Below are 16471 nucleotides of genomic sequence, written 5' to 3' on the forward strand. Positions count from 1 at the left end.
CCGGGTCATTAGCCGTACTCCGGGGACTTTCCCGGGTCGCGGCGTGAACGCCGTACCCGGGCTACGGAATAGCAGACGGCTGCGATCCTGTAGCCCGGCGAAGCGCAGCGCGAGCCGGGAAGGCCACAGCCACATGCCTCCAGGACAATCCGCCCGGGTTAACGCCGCATCAGTACGCCGCCGCGTACAGCTCGATAACCTGCTCCCGGCTGGCGGTGCGTGGATTGGTGCGCAGACAAATGTCCTCCTGCGCCGCCTGCGCCCATGCGTCGAAATGTTCAGGCACGGCCCCGGCATCAGAGAGCCGTTTGCTCAGACCAACTTCAGCGATCAGTTCACACACCCTGGCAATCGCCTCGTGGTCATCGGCTTTTTTAGCGGTTAACGCCCGGCCGATATGGCTGAACCGTTCGCGGCATACCATCCGGTTAAACGTCATCACCGTCGGCAGCAGCATGGCGTTGGCCTGGCCGTGCGGAATATGCAGCGCCGCGCCGGGCTGATGCGCCATCGCATGACATAAGCCCAGACCGGCGCTGGAGAAGGCCATCCCTGCCATACAGGAAGCCAGCAGCATGCTTTCCCGCGCGGCAAGATCGTGACCGCAGCCAACGGCCTTCGGCAGCGCCTGGCCAATCATCGCAATCGCGCCAATCGCCAGGCTATCGGTGAAGGGCGTGGCGTTGCGCGCGCTGTACGCTTCAACGGCGTGGGTCAGCGCATCAATGCCGGTCATCGCCGTCACCGGCGGTGGAACGCCTTCAGTCAGAGCGGCGTCGAGAATAGCCACATCCGGCATCAATGACGCGTGCGCCAGTACCTGTTTGCGCCCGCTGACGGCATCGATAATCACCGTCACGTTGGTGGTTTCAGAACCGGTTCCGGCGGTGGTTGGCACCGCAATCAGCGGCAGACGCTGGCGCAGTACGCTGCTTTCCGCCATCGCGCTTAGCGTCTGCTCAGGGTTAGTGACCAGCAGCGCCACCGCTTTCGCCGCGTCCAGCACCGAACCGCCGCCAAAGGCCACTACGCCGTCACACTTCGCTTCGCGCAGCTGCGCCACCGCCGCGCAAACGTCGGTAATGCACGGCTCGCCCGGCGGGCACGGCCAGACTGTCATCGCTACGCCTTTCATCGCCAGGCTGCGCGCAAGCCCGGCGGTCATTCCCGCCTGATGCAGAAAACTGTCGACCATCACAAACAGATGGCTTACGCCGCGCGATTGCGCTTCCTGCCCGCAGGCGCTGAGCGCGCCCAGTCCGCACAGCGTTACCGGCGGCACGCTGAAGGTTTTCACCCGCTGCAGATTCAGGGTATCGAAGGCCTGAAAGAGCGCCGTCTGCAGTTCAGCTTGCATAGATTCCCTCCGCTTTCTCTCTCCCGCTGTTGGCTATCGCCAGCGGGGTCATAAACAGACTGTGCTGCGGTAAATGCACCTGTAACTCCGGGAAACGCTTGCGAAACAGCGCATCCACGCCCGGCTGCATGCAGGAGCCGCCCGCCAGCCATAAATCAGCAATTCCCTGCCCTTCAATATGACGAGCAACGATCTCCGCCATTTTTTCGTACACCGGCTTCACCACCGGCCAGATCTCCTGCGCGTTGCTGCGCTTGTACTGCTCCGCCTCTTCCAGCGGGATGCGGCGGTTTCCGGCCAGAGTCAAGGAGATATGGTGGCCGCCGGTCGCCTCATCGGCGGAGTAGGTCACTTCCCCCTGCTTAACGATGGCGATCCCGGTGGTACCGCCGCCGATATCTACCACCCCGGCGTTATCGAGCTGCAGCAGGTCCGCCACCGCGGTAGGTTCATCGAGTACGTGACTCACCTCTAACCCGGCGGACTCCAGCACGTTGATCGAAATACGCGGGTCGGTGCCCGGCGGGAATGAGGTGGCTGCATGGGTGAAGCGGCAGCCGAGCTGCCGTTCGAGCGCGTCGAGATGGCGGCGCACGATGGTGACGGCGCCGAAGAAATCCCAGACGATACCGTCGCGCACCACGTCGGCCCAGTCGAGGCACACTGCAACCGGCTGGCTATCGCCGTCGATCGCCATCGACACCACGTCGCAGGTGCCCAAATCCACGCCCAGCCATAGCGGCGAACCGCTGACCGCCGGCGTCTGGTTACACAGGGCGGCGGCTTTTTGCAGCCTGGGGGTGAGCCAAAGTTGTTCGTCGTGCGCCATCTTTCATCCCTTATACAATGCGAAATGCATCCACCAGCACGCAGCGGCGCAGACGCACAAAGGTGCGGGCGCTGGTCACCCCTTCTCCGGTTGGCGTGGTGATGGTCATGGTGGTCCAGCCTTCCCCGCCCAGTCCGAGCCCGGCGATACACGGCCCGTTTTTGACGAAAATGCTGGTATCAATGGCATTCGCCATCTGATTCATGTTGTCGATATTGCGCGAGTGCATCGCCGCCGTATGGTGGCAGCCGCCTTCCAGCTGCACCGCCAGGGCGATCGCCTCTTCAACGCTGGCCACCCGTACGACAGGGAGCACCGGCATCATCAGTTCGGTAACGGCAAACGGATGACAGGCTGAGGTTTCAACAAACAGCAGACGCGTCTGCTCCGGGACGTGCAGACCGATAGCCGCGGCAATTTTGCCCGCATCGCGGCCCACCCAATCGCGGCTGACGGTACCTTTTCCGCGTTCATCGATATTCTTCAGCAGCACCGGCTGGAGCTGCTCGGCCTGAGCGGCGGTGAGCCTGACCGCCTGCTGGCCTTCCATCAGGCGCATCAGTTCGTCGGCAACGCTGTCGACCACGATCAGCACCTTCTCGTCGGCGCAGATGATGTTGTTATCAAACGAGGCGCCTTTGACGATGGACCGCGCGGCGCGCGCCAGGTCAGCGGTTTCATCGACCACCACCGGCGGGTTACCGGCCCCGGCGGCAATCAGACGTTTGTTGGTATGCTTGCGCGCGGACTCCACCACCGCTTCTCCGCCGGTCACCACCAGCAGACCGATGCCGGGGTACTTAAACAGCCGCTGGGCGGTTTCAATATCCGGGTTCGCTACGGTGACCAGCAGGTTGGCCGGGCCGCCAGCGGCAATTACTGCCTGGTTGAGCAGCATAATCGCCCGCTGAGAGACCCTTTTCGCCGCCGGATGCGGCGCGAACACCACGCTGTTGCCCGCGGCAATCAGACTGATAGCGTTATTAATCACCGTCGCCGCCGGATTGGTGGATGGGGTGACCGAGGCCACCACGCCCCACGGCGCGTTTTCAATCAGCGTCAGGCCGTTATCGCCGGTCAGCACCTGCGGGGAGAGACACTCAACGCCCGGCGTACCGCGCGCCTGCGCCACGTTTTTGGCAAACTTATCGTCAACACGTCCCATGCCGGTTTCAGTGACGGCAAGTTCCGCTAATTCTCTGGCGTGTTTTTCGCCAGCAAGACGAATGGCCTGAATCGCCAGCTGGCGCATCGCCACGCTTTTCAGCCCCTGCTGGGCCACCTTTGCTGCCGCGACGGCATCATCCAGGGAGGCAAAGACGCCCATTTCATCAACAGCGCTGTCCGGCTGGCTGCTGTCTTGCATTTTCAGCAGTACCGCTTTCACCACCTGTTCAATATCCTGTTGATTCATGATGTTCAGTCCTATTTATGGAAAATCACCTGGCCGCCAGCCACCGCTTCATCGACGATCCCGATGACGCACAGATCGACAGGAGACGCGTCGCTGCGGTGTGCCTGTCGCGCCGAGCTACCGCTGACCAGCAGCACCCATTCACCGGTACCCGCGCCGATGCTGTCGATGGCGACGGCGCACTGCCCGTCGGGCTTGCCTGCGGCATCAATCATCTCCACCATCAGCAGCTTGTCGTGCGCCAGTCCCTGATGGCGGACGGTACAGACAATTTGTCCCGTGACGACTGCCAGTTTCATACCCGCCTCCGCGTTTTGTGTGCAGGCCGCATAAGCGCATCGCCATCCGGCCAAGGCTGTCCGGGCCTGCTATCCCATTTAGATGTTGCTGTCGCCTTTGAAACTGATTGGGAACACCTCTTCCAGATCGCCGTGGGGGCGCGGAATAACGTGTACCGAGACCAGCTCACCGATACGCTGCGCCGCCGCGGCGCCCGCATCGGTGGCCGCTTTACAGGCCGCCACGTCGCCACGCACCATCGCGGTAACCAGACCGCCGCCAATCTGCTTCACACCAACCAGCTTCACGCGCGCGGCTTTCACCATCGCATCAGAGGCCTCAATCAGCGCAACCAGGCCCCGGGTTTCAATCATTCCTAATGCTTCCATTGTGTTTTCCTCTCATGGGGTCCAGAACGGGACCGTTTATACAACCAGTGTTTGCGGGTCGTTTTCCCGACTCGCGTCAGTCTGGCGCGGCACGGCTGCCACTAACGCCAGTTCGATAATTTCCTGCAAGCTACAGCCTCGGGAGAGGTCGTGAAGCGGTGCGGCAAGCCCCTGAATTAACGGCCCGACGGCGCGATAGCCGCCCAGCCGCTGGGCGATTTTGTAGCCAATGTTGCCCGCCTCCAGCGAGGGAAAAACCATCACGTTGGCCCGGCCCCGTAGCGGGCTGGCGGGCGCTTTTTGCGCAGCAACGTCCGGTACGAAGGCGGCGTCGAACTGCAGTTCGCCATCTACCATCAGCTGCGGGGCGCGCTGGCGAACAATCTCCGTGGCCTGCTGTACGTTGGCGACGTTAGGGTGACGGGCGCTGCCGTTGCTGGAGAAAGACAGCATCGCTACCCGCGGCTCTTCACCGGTGATGGCCCGCCACGTCCCGGCGCTGGCGATGGCGATATCCGCCAGCTGCGCCGCCGTCGGCTGCGGCACCACGCTGCAGTCGGCGAAGCCTAATGCCGGCCCGACGAACTGCGGCAGCATCAGGAAGATCGACGACAGCGTTTTGCAGCCAGGCTGAAGGCCAATAATGCGTAATCCGGCGCGCAGCACGTTAGCCGTTGACGAGAGATTGCCGGCAATGCACACGTCGGCCTTACCGGCGCTAACCAGTGCGGCGGCGAACATCAGCGGATCGTTGAGTTTTTCCTCCGCGTCCGGCGGCGTTTTTTCTCCGGCGCGGGCGAGCCAGCGCCGGGCAAACGCTTCGCGCATGTGCCGGTTGCTGTGCGGGTCAATGACCTGAATACCGTCCAGCGGCAGGCGGTGGCTGAGGGCAAACTGGCGCAGGGCAAAGGGGCTGGCGATCAGTATCGGTTTTGCCAGTCTCTGCTGCTGCAGGTAGTGCGCCGCTTTGAGGACACGTTCGTCCAGCGCATCCGGAAACACCACCCGGGCGGGTGAACGCAAAGCCAATTGACGCGCGCGTTCAATAATCATTGCTCTCCTCCCAGGCGTTGTTGCATCTGGCTGACGGTGAGCGGATGCTTCGTCACGCTTAAAATCATCATCACGTAGACGGTGCTGGAGAGACGGTTGAGCGCCTGCAGGATGTCCGGGCGTAAAACCTCAAAGCTGCGGGTAATAAAGACCTGCGCGGCGACCGTTTCCGTTTCACGAACCCGGGTGCGCAGCAGATTGAGCAGCGCGGCGTCACGGCCGTGGCTGGCTTCCGGTACCAGATGATCGTGATCGAGATAGCGTAGCGGCTGGTGGGAAAGCCGGTGCAGCTCATCCTCGTTCAGCCCGACGATAGACTGCGCCGCCAGTGCTTCATCCATTGCGTCGGCGCGCATAATATTGCCCAGCCGCGAACGGATATCCGCCAGCCACGGCTGCCAGGGTTCCGCCAGTTCGATTTGTAGCCATACCGCCAGGGCGATGGTGGCGTCGAGGGCGGCGCGAAAACCCAGCCGCGGGTCGCTTTTGGCGACCATTTTGTCCGCCGTCAGATGGGTCAGGGTGTCCGGTTTTTTCTCCACCGGCTGACGGCACAGTTCGCAGCAGGCCTGCGGATGCGCGTCGCTGCTGGTCAAACCGTGTACCGGCTGCGGCTGCTGCGCTTCATCATCGACAAACAGGCTCCCCTGCTCATCGATAAACTTAATGCGCAGGCGGCGGCTCTCCAGCAGCTCCCGGGCCGATGGCGTCAGACGCGCGTCGGCGGGCAGATGAATCTCTGCCCCTTCGCTGAGCGTATGGTTCGCTCTGAGCCAGGCTTCGGTAATGAAATCTTTCATAGCGTTTGCCAGTTCGCAGGCCAGGCGACGTACAGGAAGCGCACGGTCGATGGGGTGCCGAACTCAATGCTGGAGCCTTTCGGGATAAACATCACGTCACCGGCTTTGGCAACCATGGTTTCACCTTCATGACGCACGTGAAGCTCGCCCTCCAGCACCATGTCGACCTCGTCATAGTTCAGCGTCCACGGGAAAAAGGCGTTTTCCCACTGCATAAAGCCTGCAGCCATACTGCTGCCATCCTGTTCTGTCACCAGATCCGTCAAGCCGACGCAGTGCGGTTCGGCACCGTCGAAGCGGCCGAATTTCACGCTACTGCCATCAATGACTTTGACGCCGCCTTTACCGGTGACCGACTTAAAGCCCGGCTGCATCGCCTCAAGCCCCAGCGACTGTTTCTCCTTCATCACCTTTTCCATCAGCTGCGCCACCAGGCTTTCGGTAAACTGCCCTTCCGGCAGCTGCGCGATAATGGTTTCGCGAATGCGCTGGCTTTCGGTTTTTTCCGCGACTGCAGCTGTTGACGCCGCTGGCGCAGACTCATCGCACTCTTTGATGACAACGCCCAGCAGCTCCGCCACTTCGCGAGCTTCCGGGGTGATGATGCTGGCGCGCAGGACCAGCGATATTTCCTGTTCGCCGCGTGCGTGGGCCGCACGAATATCGTTAGCTGTGATTAGTTTCTTCACCTGCCCCTTCCTCCTTTTGGCTGAGCTCATTCAAATAATTCACCAGATGCGCTACGCTTTGCGGGTCGTGAGCGTTGAGCGCAAAAATCGGCTCCTGGAATCCCATCCCGTGCAGCAGCTGCCGAACCCTGGCGACGTCGGCGTCCGGCAAATCCGTTTTGCTGATTGCGGCGATATGTCGTTTATTCGCGCCAATTTCCAATAGCCCGGCCGGCAGGCGACTTTCAGTATCATTTGCCGCATGGACATAAATCAGCGTATCGATATCCTGTAGCGTGGTAATTAATGCGTGATACCAGCGGGGATGGCTGAAATATTCTCCCGGGGTGTCGATATCGCCTTTTTCATTAAATTCCACGGCCTGCGTTTTTCTGGCGAGGGAATAATTCCCCTGTAGCGCATTAAATAACGTTGTTTTTCCCGCGCCCACCGTTCCGACAAATGCAATACGCTTCATCGCAGCCTCTAATTAGCTTTTAGTTAATTCGCAGAGGGTATAATTTAATAATCGACCGAGACCGCTTACCGTCTGCAGCAGCGCCTCTTCAACCGCCCCAACCGAACCATAAATCACCAGCGCGCCGCTAAAGCGGTCGAGAAAACCGATATGCACATCAGCGGCCTTCATCGCTAAATCACCGGCGATCATCGCGGTTTCTCCTGGGGTTAAGGTCATAATTCCGATAGCGCCGGATTCAGGAACGCCGATTTTTTTCGCCAGCTCTGCGCCCGGGTGCGCAATCAGATGCGCCAGGGTGACCTGTTTGCCGGGTACAAATTCCTGAATGATGCGTTCTTTATCCATGATTCGCCGCTCCGCTAAAATCTGGGCTTATCGTGACAATTTCCGGCTGGAGTAAATAACAAAATTCGGCAAGTCGATTTGAAAAGTGAGGTAGATCACTTATCCCCACAAGACTTTAATTTTCAGACAGGACGTATACAGCCAAAATAATTCGCGTTGCAGGAAGGCGGCAAGCGAGAAAGTTCCGATGAGCTTACTCAAGTAAGTGATTCAGGCGAACGAGCGTGCAACTTGCAGTATGAAGAGTATAAAAAGAAATAAAAAAAGCGCGGGAAGATTTCCCGCGCCTGAATTAAATAAATAAAATTACAGCGGCTGAGTTTGCGCTTCAACAACCGCCAGCGCGACCATATTCACGATGCGCCGTACTGAAGCAATCGGCGTCAGAATATGTACCGGCTTCGCGACGCCCATCAGCACCGGTCCAACGGTTACGCCTTCGGAGCTGGAGACGCGAAGTAAGTTGTAGCTAATACGCGCCGCTTCCATATTCGGCATCACGAGGATATTCGCCGAGCCTTTCAGCGGGCTGTCCGGCATCCGTTCATTACGAATGCTTTCCACCAGCGCGGCATCGCCGTGCATCTCGCCATCAATCATCAGCTCCGGCGACTGCGCCTTCACCAGCTCCAGCGCCTGACGCATTTTGCTGGCTGACGGGCAGTCTGAAGATCCAAAGTTGGAATGCGACAGCAGCGCCACTCGCGGCTCAATCCCGAAACGACGAACGGTTTCCGCCGCCATCAGGGTGATTTCGGCAATCTGCTCCGGCGACGGATCGTGATTGACGTAGGTGTCAGCGATAAAGGTGTTGCCGCTCGGCAGCAGCAGCGCGTTCATCGCCCCGGCGGCGTGAACCCCTTCGCGGTAGCCAAACAGCGGCTGTATTACGCTGTAGTGCTCGTGATAGTCACCAATGGTGCCGCAGATCAGCGCATCGGCTTCGCCGCGCTGCACCATGATCGCGCCAATCACCGTAGTATTACTGATCACCGCGCGCTGGGCCTGCTCCTGGGTGATCCCGCGGCGCTTCATCAGGTTGTAGTATTCGTTCCAGTACTCCTTAAAGCGCGGATCGGATTCGTTATTCACGATCTCAAAATCAACGCCGGCTTTAATCTGCAGACCCAGCTTCTGGATACGCATTTCGATAACGCCAGGACGGCCAATCAAAATCGGTTTCGCCAGCCCAAGAGAGACCAGTTCCTGAGTCGCGTGCAGCACGCGGGTATCTTCACCTTCCGCCAGCACCACCCGCTTCGGCTCTTTACGCGCCTGCGAGAAAATCGGCTTCATAAACAGGTTCGTTTTGTAGACGAACTCGCTGAGCTTCTCGATGTAGGCATCAAAATCCTCAATCGGGCGGGTCGCTACGCCGGAGTCCATCGCCGCTTTGGCCACCGCCGGCGCGATCTTCACGATCAGGCGCGGGTCGAACGGTTTCGGAATGATATATTCTGCGCCGAAGCTCAGGTCCTGATCGCCATAGGCGGAGGCCACCACTTCGCTCTGTTCGGCGTGGGCCAGTTCGGCAATCGCGTGCACCGCCGCCAGCTTCATCTCTTCGTTAATCGCCGTTGCGCCGACATCCAGCGCGCCGCGGAAGATGAACGGGAAGCACAGCACGTTGTTCACCTGGTTCGGATAGTCGGAGCGGCCGGTACAAATAATAGCGTCGGAGCGCACCTCTTTCGCCAGCGGCGGCAGAATTTCCGGCTCCGGGTTGGCCAGCGCCAGGATCATCGGCGCGCGGGCCATTTTCTTCACCATCTCCTGAGTCAGCACTTTCGGCCCCGAGCAGCCGAGGAAAATGTCCGCCCCGTCAATCACGTCATCCAGCGTGCGTTTACCGCTGTCCTCTACCGCATAGGCCGCTTTGGTTTCCGCCATATTCGGCTCGCGGCCCTTATAGATAACGCCTTTTGAGTCGCAGACCACGATGTTGTGTTTCTGCATCCCCAGCGCCACCAGCAGGTTCATACAGGCAATCGCCGCCGCGCCCGCGCCGGACACCACCATCCGCACGTCGGAGATGTTTTTCTCCACCACCCGCAGACCGTTCAGAATCGCTGCGGTACTGATAATCGCCGTACCGTGCTGATCGTCATGGAATACCGGAATATTCATGCGCTCGCGCAGCTGTTGCTCAATGTAGAAGCACTCCGGCGCTTTAATATCTTCGAGGTTAATACCGCCGAAAGTCGGCTCCAGCGCCGCGACGACGTTGATAAATTTGTCCGGATCCAGTTCATCAACTTCAATATCGAACACATCGATACCGGCGAATTTTTTAAACAGAACGCCTTTGCCTTCCATCACCGGCTTACCGGCGAGAGCGCCGATATTCCCCAGCCCCAGTACGGCCGTGCCGTTAGAGACCACCGCCACAAGATTGCCGCGAGCGGTATATTTATAGGCTGCCAGCGGATCCTTCTCGATTTCCAGACAAGGGGCGGCGACGCCCGGCGAGTAGGCCAGAGCCAGATCGCGCTGGGTAGCAAGCGGTTTTGTCGGGGAAACCTGAATTTTGCCAGGGACAGGGAATTCGTGGAAATCAAGGGCGCTTTGTTTTAACTGCTCATCCATTTTATCGTTCCTTTCACGTATCTATCGTAGGGGGTGAAACGTAATGGCGTACCTGGTGTTCACCCTAAAGGGCACCTAGTATCTCGCCTGACGGCTTCGTAAACTTTGAACACCGCCAAACTCTCGCCATAACAAAGTTATGTTTGTTATCGATTTATAATCGTTATGTAACTTAGTTTCGCGGGCAATGATAGCCCCATCTGCTATGCTTTTTAGTTATGTCTCTCATTACCCTCTCTATCCTAATCCAATAAAAACTCATGCAACGTATTGTTTCAGGAGCACATTATGTCCCGTAGAGAACTAGCCAACGCCATCCGCGCCCTGAGTATGGATGCTGTTCAGAAAGCCAATTCCGGCCACCCCGGTGCGCCTATGGGGATGGCCGATATCGCTGAAGTGCTGTGGAACGATTTCCTTAAGCACAATCCAGAAAACCCCCACTGGTACGATCGCGACCGCTTTATTCTCTCCAACGGTCACGCCTCGATGCTGCTTTACAGCCTGCTGCATCTGACTGGCTATGACCTGCCCATCGAAGAGATAAAAAACTTCCGTCAGCTGCATTCAAAAACGCCGGGCCATCCGGAGATTGGCTATACGCCGGGGGTTGAAACCACCACCGGGCCGCTGGGGCAAGGTCTGGCCAATGCGGTTGGTCTGGCTATCGCCGAGCGCACGCTGGCAGCGCAGTTTAATCAGCCGGAACACGACATTGTCGACCACTTTACCTACGTGTTTATGGGCGATGGCTGCCTGATGGAGGGGATTTCTCACGAAGTTTGCTCTCTGGCGGGGACATTAGGACTGGGCAAACTGATCGGCTTCTACGATCACAACGGCATTTCTATTGATGGCGAAACCAAAGGCTGGTTTACCGATGACACGGCAAAACGCTTTGAGGCCTATCACTGGCACGTGGTGCATGAAATCGACGGCCACGACCCGGAAGCCGTGAAAAAGGCGATTCTGGAAGCCCAGAGCGTGAAGGATAAGCCCTCGCTGATTATCTGCCGTACGGTGATAGGTTTTGGTTCGCCGAACAAAGCCGGGAAAGAGGAGGCTCACGGCGCTCCGCTCGGAGAACAAGAAGTGGCGCTGGCGCGGCAGAAACTCGGCTGGCACCATCCGGCGTTTGAAATTCCTAAAGAGATCTACCGGGCCTGGGATGCGCGCGAAAAAGGACAAAAAGCGCAGAAAAGCTGGCAAGAGAAGTTTGCTGCCTATCAGCAGGCTTATCCTGAACTGGCAGCTGAATTTACGCGTCGCATGAGCGGCGGCCTGCCTGAATCCTGGGATGAAACCACGCAGCAATATATCGCTGAGCTGCAGGCTAATCCGGCCAAAATCGCCACCCGTAAAGCCTCGCAAAATACCCTTGATGCCTACGGCCCGCATCTTCCTGAGCTGCTGGGCGGTTCAGCCGACCTTGCGCCAAGCAACCTGACCATCTGGAAAGGGTCAACGTCGCTTAAAGAAGATCCGGCGGGAAACTATATTCACTACGGCGTGCGTGAATTCGGGATGACCGCCATCGCCAACGGCATCGCGCACCACGGCGGGTTTGTCCCCTATACCGCCACTTTCCTGATGTTCGTCGAATATGCCCGCAACGCGGCGCGGATGGCGGCGCTGATGAAAGCGCGGCAAATCATGGTCTATACCCACGACTCCATCGGGCTCGGCGAAGATGGTCCAACTCATCAGGCCGTAGAGCAGCTGGCCAGCCTGCGCCTGACGCCAAACTTCAGTACCTGGCGTCCGTGCGATCAGGTGGAAGCCGCGGTGGCGTGGAAACTGGCGGTAGAGCACCACAGCGGGCCGACGGCGCTGATTCTCTCCAGACAAAACCTGGCGCAGATGGCGCGCACGCCGGAGCAGGTACAGAATATCGCCCGCGGCGGCTACGTGCTGAAGGACGCCGGCGGTAAGCCGGACCTGATCCTCATAGCCACCGGTTCAGAAGTCGAGATCACCGTACTGGCGGCGGAGAAGCTGCTGGCCAGAGGAGTGAACGTGCGCGTGGTCTCCCTGCCATCGACCGACGTGTTTGATGCTCAGGACGAGGCTTATCGGGAATCCGTCCTGCCATCGGACGTCAGCGCCAGGGTGGCCGTCGAGGCCGGCATCGCCGACTACTGGTATAAATACGTGGGCCTAAAAGGGAAAATTGTCGGCATGACCGGCTACGGCGAATCGGCCCCTGCCGATAAGCTGTTCCCTTACTTCGGCTTTACCGTTGAGAATATTGTCAGTATGGGCGATGAGATACTGAACGGGTAACCCATAGCGTGGGCCAGGCGTCTGGCCCCTGCCAGCTATCGCACTGCGGCTGCTGCGCGTGGCGAACAAGGCTAAACCGCTGGCCGTCATAGCGCCAGCGCGTTTGCGTCCCGCAGTCGCCGGAGGCGCGCGCTTTATCGAGGGTGACCAGTTCCTGGTGGCGATCGTCATAGCTGAGGTTTACCAGCTCAACTTCACGCGGGGCGTCGCCGGGCGGCTGGAACGGCAGCGTAAGGCGTACCGGGTGAGCGATATACGGGCGCTGGCGCGAAACCAGCCACGCCAGCCAAATGGTGTTGTAAGCGCCCGCTTCGCAGCTGGTCATCAAGAGCACTTTTTCGTCGGTCAGCGCGGCAACCCGCACCTCGCGGCGAAACGGATCCAGTGAACAGGCGCTGCTGTTCATTCGTTCGTTGCCGTAATCCATTAAATCGTTGAGTTCATCGCGGCCGAGAGGCAGCTGCGTCATATCGATTTTCGCTACTGAGCGCAGCGCCGGCGCAGGCGGAACGCTGCGCGACGGCTCTTCCCCCTTCTCTATCCACGCGGTTTCGCTGCCTACTCGCTTTTGCCGACTATCGATAAACAGCAGGGCGGCTTTCAGCCCTTGCAAAGAAATAGTCTGGAGATCCCTGGCAAGCGTGATGCTCTGCGCGTCCTGCACCTGCTGTAAAAAAGCATCAATGGTGACGCCATCGTCAGTTTTCAGCAGTTTATCGGCAATCAGCCAGTGTTTATCGTCAACGGTCAGAGGCTTGCCATCGAGCTGAAGGCGCGGTGCAATCGGCGCCAGCGCGGCAACGGGGTTGCTAACGCCGCCAAGTTCAATGCGCAGGCTCGCGCTGGTCGCCGCCCCGGCGCTGCGGGTAAGAGTCATCACCAGGCCGTGGTGTAACCCAACGTTGCGGGCCACGCAGAAGTTTTGATTGTTACAGGTCACCTGCCAGTCGCTGAACTGCTGTTGCGCCGGCGCCGCCCGAACCAGTGAGGTCGGCAGCAAACCGAAAAGTACAATAAAAATAACCCGATGCAGCATGAGCGGCACAACCCCGACGAATTCGCCATACACAGCGGCTATGTTCTCCAGCGGTGAGGTTTTACTCAATCGGATTTATCAGAGATCCCTGGTCATCAGCCCGGAGGTTTGCAAATATTGCAGCAGGATCACCGCCTTGCCATCGCGGATTTCCCCGTTCGCCATCATCGCCAGCGCCTGGTTGAAAGGCAGCTCCAGCACCTCGATCTCTTCATCATCCACGCCGCCACCGCTGTTGGCCCGCTGGGCATCGCTGTATTCGGCGATAAAGAAATGGATAAGCTCGGTGACGCCGCCGGGAGACATATACAGCTCAAACAGCTTACGCACCTCGCCGACTTCAAAGCCGGTCTCTTCAATGGCTTCTTTGCGCACGCACGCTTCCGGCTCATCGTTATCCAGCAGTCCGGCGCAGGTCTCAATCAGCATACCGTCTTCGTTACCGTTTACCCAGGTCGCGACGCGGAACTGGCGGACCAGCACCACGCTCTGCTTGCGGCGATTGTAAAGCATGATGGTCGCGCCGTTGCCGCGGTCATAGACCTCGCGTTTATGGCGCACCACGCTGCCGTCGCTGCGCGTCAGCTCATAGGTCATATTGCGTAAAACAAACCAGTTTTCGGAGAGGATTTTATCTTTGATAACGTTGATATTGAGTGACATACGGGCCCCACAGCGTGAAATGACGTTGCCATACTACGCTGCGGAACCCGCTTTGTCGTTAGTGAAGCGGAATCGATTTTACGCCCAGGAAATCCATAATCCCTTGCGCCGCGTGGTGACCTTCCGCCATCGCGGTCACCACCAGATCGGCGCCGCGCACCGCGTCGCCGCCGGCAAATACTTTGCTATGGGTGGTCTGGTAGCGATAACGGCTTTCGACATGGGCTTTAATTCGCCCGCGGCTGTCGAGCTTAACGCCCACCGACTCCAGCCACGGCATGCCGTGCGGGTGGAAACCAAAAGCCATAATCACCGCATCGGCAGGCATCACGAACTCGCTCCCCGGGATCGGCGACGGGCTGCGGCGCCCCTGGGCATCCGGCTCGCCAAGCTGGGTACGCAAGAAGCGTACGCCGTTGACGCGCCCCTTGGCGTCCAGTTCCAGAGTGACCGGCTGGACGTTAAATTCAAACTGCGCTCCCTCTTCGCGCGCGTTTTTAACCTCTTTCTTCGAGCCGGGCATGTTGGCTTCATCGCGACGATAGGCGCAGGTTACCTGCTTTGCGCCGTGGCGCAGCGCGGTACGCACGCAGTCCATCGCCGTATCGCCACCGCCGAGCACCACAACGTTCAGCCCCTCGGTATTAACATACGGTTCTTCCGGTAGCTCCAGCAGCCCCATCACCTGTTTAGTGTTGGCGATAAGGAACGGCAGCGCATCATAAACGCCGGGCGCATCTTCATTCGGCAGATCCGCTTTCATTGAACGATAGGTTCCCGCGCCTATGAATACCGCATCATATTCGTCAAGCAGCGTGGTCAGCGGGATATCTTTACCTATCTCGCAGTTAAGCTCAAAGCGCACGCCCATCTGGGTGAAAATTTCACGCCGCCGGGCAAGCAAAGATTTATCCAGCTTGAACGCCGGGATGCCAAAGGTCAGCAGACCGCCGATTTCCGGATGCCGGTCAAACACCACCGGACTTACGCCGTTGCGCACCAGGCGGTCGGCGCAGGCAAGTCCGGCAGGGCCGGCGCCGATAATCGCCACCCGTTTACCGCTTTCCACGACCCGGGAAAGATCCGGCCGCCAGCCGCTGGCCAGCGCCTGGTCGGAGATATAGCGTTCAATGTTGCCAATAGTTACCGAACCATGCTCATCGCGCAGCGTACAGGCGCCTTCACACAGACGATCCTGCGGGCAGACGCGGCCGGTAATTTCCGGCAGGCAATTAGTTTGATGAGAAAGCTCAACGGCGGCGGAAATATCCCCCTCTTTCACCCGCTCGATCCACTGAGGAATATGGTTGTGCAGCGGGCAGGTCCATTCACAAATGCTGTGTTCACCGCACTTCAGGCAGCGCTCCGCCTCACGGTTGGCCTGTCCGGCGCTGAACGGAAGATAGATTTCGGCAAAATTTGTCTTACGCGCCTCAGCGGAGAGCTTATCTGGTTCACCGCGCGGCGGTATCGCCTCCATCTGAGCGACTTTGCCAGCGGAACAAGATGAGATCCCGGCGCCGGAATGGCCCAGATGCGCCGTGCGCTGACGCCGCTGTTTGGCCAGATTCAAGAGCGTACCGTCCGTCGCCAGCTGCAGGGCCTCGGCCGGACAGTTTTGCACGCAGGCGGGGCCCTCTTCGCGCCCCTGGCATAAATCGCATTTGTGCGCCGTCGCTTTGACTCTGCCCTCCTGTACCGGCGTCAGGACGATTTGCATCACGCCGAACGGACAGGCAACCATACAGGATTTACAACCGATGCATTTTTCCTGATTGACCTGAACGCTGCCGTTAAGCTGGCTGATAGCGCCGTTTGGACAACTGCGGGCGCACGGCGCCCCTTCACAATGGTGACATGTTACGGCGTTACGTTTTTGCTCGCTTTTGATAACCGTAATGCGCGGCAGAAAACGCTGCGGGGTCAATACATGCTGCTCATCGTTATGCGCCATGACGCAGGCAACTTCACAAGCCTTGCATCCGATGCACTTATGACTATCGCTTAAAATAAAGTGGTTCATGACATCCTTCAGTCTTATTGGTGAATAACCCCTCAATTCGCATGCCTATCTATTACCCGACAAATCGGTGCAGGAACAATGTGCATTTGCACAGGTCGCCGATTTTTTGGTAATAACCCGAGTTGGATCAATTTTTTTGACTTAAATGAAATTACGTTTTATTTAGCTAAGTGATAACTGGCTGCGCTTGAGCGGCTGTGACGACGCGCAGAAAGGATGACGCCGATAGAGATAGAAGGACGGTTCTTTACGCTGCCATAAAAGG

The 16471-nt window shown here is 58.7% G+C and carries 14 protein-coding genes and 1 pseudogene; 1 reads left to right on the plus strand and 14 read right to left on the minus strand.

Going from position 1 to position 16471, the window contains the following annotated elements; translation table 11 throughout:
• Window positions 1-169: 169 nt before the first annotated feature.
• The 11 genes from eutG to maeB all read right to left on the minus strand — a co-directional run bounded on the left by eutG (window position 170) and on the right by maeB (window position 10201).
• Window positions 170-1357, minus strand: a complete 1188-nt coding sequence (gene eutG / locus GJ746_RS18205; protein WP_154681458.1) for an ethanolamine utilization ethanol dehydrogenase EutG — start codon at window positions 1355-1357, stop codon at window positions 170-172.
• Entirely contained in the window at window positions 1347-2186 is an 840-nt protein-coding gene (gene eutJ, locus GJ746_RS18210) for an ethanolamine utilization protein EutJ (RefSeq protein ID WP_154681459.1), read from the minus strand. Before eutJ ends, eutG begins: the two co-directional genes overlap by 11 nt.
• A 10-nt stretch (window positions 2187-2196) precedes the next feature.
• Window positions 2197-3600 carry an aldehyde dehydrogenase family protein gene (locus GJ746_RS18215; RefSeq protein ID WP_154681460.1) on the minus strand — a complete coding sequence of 468 codons (1404 nt, stop codon included), beginning with the start codon at window positions 3598-3600 and terminating at the stop codon, window positions 2197-2199.
• A gap of 11 nt (window positions 3601-3611) precedes the next feature.
• The gene (gene eutN / locus GJ746_RS18220) at window positions 3612-3899 is read right to left on the minus strand and encodes an ethanolamine utilization microcompartment protein EutN (RefSeq protein WP_154681461.1); all 288 of its coding nucleotides are present in this window, start codon (window positions 3897-3899) and stop codon (window positions 3612-3614) included.
• 78 nt (window positions 3900-3977) lie between these two features.
• Window positions 3978-4268, minus strand: a complete 291-nt coding sequence (gene eutM / locus GJ746_RS18225; protein ID WP_000387720.1) for an ethanolamine utilization microcompartment protein EutM — start codon at window positions 4266-4268, stop codon at window positions 3978-3980.
• Between the two features lie 36 nt (window positions 4269-4304).
• Window positions 4305-5321 (minus strand): phosphate acetyltransferase, encoded by a 1017-nt coding sequence (gene pta / locus GJ746_RS18230; protein WP_154681462.1) that lies wholly within the window; start codon window positions 5319-5321, stop codon window positions 4305-4307.
• The gene (gene eutT, locus GJ746_RS18235) at window positions 5318-6121 is read right to left on the minus strand and encodes an ethanolamine utilization cob(I)yrinic acid a,c-diamide adenosyltransferase EutT (RefSeq protein ID WP_154681463.1); all 804 of its coding nucleotides are present in this window, start codon (window positions 6119-6121) and stop codon (window positions 5318-5320) included. Before eutT ends, pta begins: the two co-directional genes overlap by 4 nt.
• On the minus strand, window positions 6118-6810 hold the full coding sequence (gene eutQ, locus GJ746_RS18240; RefSeq protein ID WP_154681464.1) for an ethanolamine utilization acetate kinase EutQ: 693 nt from the start codon (window positions 6808-6810) through the stop codon (window positions 6118-6120). Before eutQ ends, eutT begins: the two co-directional genes overlap by 4 nt.
• Window positions 6788-7267 (minus strand): ethanolamine utilization acetate kinase EutP, encoded by a 480-nt coding sequence (gene eutP, locus GJ746_RS18245; RefSeq protein WP_154681465.1) that lies wholly within the window; start codon window positions 7265-7267, stop codon window positions 6788-6790. The genes eutQ and eutP overlap by 23 nt, the downstream gene beginning before the upstream one ends.
• 12 nt (window positions 7268-7279) lie before the next feature.
• Window positions 7280-7615 (minus strand): ethanolamine utilization microcompartment protein EutS, encoded by a 336-nt coding sequence (gene eutS / locus GJ746_RS18250; protein ID WP_004123425.1) that lies wholly within the window; start codon window positions 7613-7615, stop codon window positions 7280-7282.
• Window positions 7616-7921: 306 nt separating this feature from the next.
• A complete protein-coding gene (maeB, locus tag GJ746_RS18255; RefSeq protein ID WP_154681466.1) occupies window positions 7922-10201 on the minus strand; it encodes an NADP-dependent oxaloacetate-decarboxylating malate dehydrogenase in 2280 nt (759 codons plus the stop codon).
• Between the two features lie 288 nt (window positions 10202-10489).
• On the opposite strand from maeB, the gene tkt reads away from it, so the two are divergent.
• On the plus strand, window positions 10490-12484 hold the full coding sequence (gene tkt, locus GJ746_RS18260) for a transketolase (protein WP_154681467.1): 1995 nt from the start codon (window positions 10490-10492) through the stop codon (window positions 12482-12484).
• Here the strand turns inward: tkt and GJ746_RS18265 are convergent.
• The 3 genes and pseudogenes from GJ746_RS18265 to aegA form a co-directional block, all read right to left on the minus strand.
• Window positions 12453-13520, minus strand: coding sequence for a DUF1176 domain-containing protein (locus GJ746_RS18265; protein WP_154682770.1), 1068 nt, complete (start codon window positions 13518-13520; stop codon window positions 12453-12455). The genes tkt and GJ746_RS18265 overlap by 32 nt on opposite strands.
• Window positions 13521-13585: 65 nt before the next feature.
• A pseudogene (nudK, locus tag GJ746_RS18270) lies at window positions 13586-14183 on the minus strand (GDP-mannose pyrophosphatase NudK).
• Between the two features lie 58 nt (window positions 14184-14241).
• Entirely contained in the window at window positions 14242-16206 is a 1965-nt protein-coding gene (gene aegA / locus GJ746_RS18275) for a formate-dependent uric acid utilization protein AegA (RefSeq protein ID WP_154681469.1), read from the minus strand.
• Between the last annotated feature and the right edge of the window lie 265 nt (window positions 16207-16471).

Source organism: Klebsiella oxytoca, assembly GCF_009707385.1.
In the GTDB taxonomy this organism is placed as follows: Bacteria; Pseudomonadota; Gammaproteobacteria; order Enterobacterales; family Enterobacteriaceae; genus Klebsiella; species Klebsiella oxytoca_C.

What these genes read in the sequence shown, in the direction of transcription:
- eutG (WP_154681458.1), bottom strand. Translation starts at nt 1,357, where the DNA reads ATGCAAGCTGAACTGCAGACGGCGCTCTTTCAGGCCTTCGATACCCTG.
- eutJ (WP_154681459.1), bottom strand. Translation starts at nt 2,186, where the DNA reads ATGGCGCACGACGAACAACTTTGGCTCACCCCCAGGCTGCAAAAAGCC.
- GJ746_RS18215 (WP_154681460.1), bottom strand. Translation starts at nt 3,600, where the DNA reads ATGAATCAACAGGATATTGAACAGGTGGTGAAAGCGGTACTGCTGAAA.
- eutN (WP_154681461.1), bottom strand. Translation starts at nt 3,899, where the DNA reads ATGAAACTGGCAGTCGTCACGGGACAAATTGTCTGTACCGTCCGCCAT.
- eutM (WP_000387720.1), bottom strand. Translation starts at nt 4,268, where the DNA reads ATGGAAGCATTAGGAATGATTGAAACCCGGGGCCTGGTTGCGCTGATT.
- pta (WP_154681462.1), bottom strand. Translation starts at nt 5,321, where the DNA reads ATGATTATTGAACGCGCGCGTCAATTGGCTTTGCGTTCACCCGCCCGG.
- eutT (WP_154681463.1), bottom strand. Translation starts at nt 6,121, where the DNA reads ATGAAAGATTTCATTACCGAAGCCTGGCTCAGAGCGAACCATACGCTC.
- eutP (WP_154681465.1), bottom strand. Translation starts at nt 7,267, where the DNA reads ATGAAGCGTATTGCATTTGTCGGAACGGTGGGCGCGGGAAAAACAACG.
- eutS (WP_004123425.1), bottom strand. Translation starts at nt 7,615, where the DNA reads ATGGATAAAGAACGCATCATTCAGGAATTTGTACCCGGCAAACAGGTC.
- maeB (WP_154681466.1), bottom strand. Translation starts at nt 10,201, where the DNA reads ATGGATGAGCAGTTAAAACAAAGCGCCCTTGATTTCCACGAATTCCCT.
- tkt (WP_154681467.1), top strand. Translation starts at nt 10,490, where the DNA reads ATGTCCCGTAGAGAACTAGCCAACGCCATCCGCGCCCTGAGTATGGAT.
- GJ746_RS18265 (WP_154682770.1), bottom strand. Translation starts at nt 13,520, where the DNA reads ATGCTGCATCGGGTTATTTTTATTGTACTTTTCGGTTTGCTGCCGACC.
- aegA (WP_154681469.1), bottom strand. Translation starts at nt 16,206, where the DNA reads ATGAACCACTTTATTTTAAGCGATAGTCATAAGTGCATCGGATGCAAG.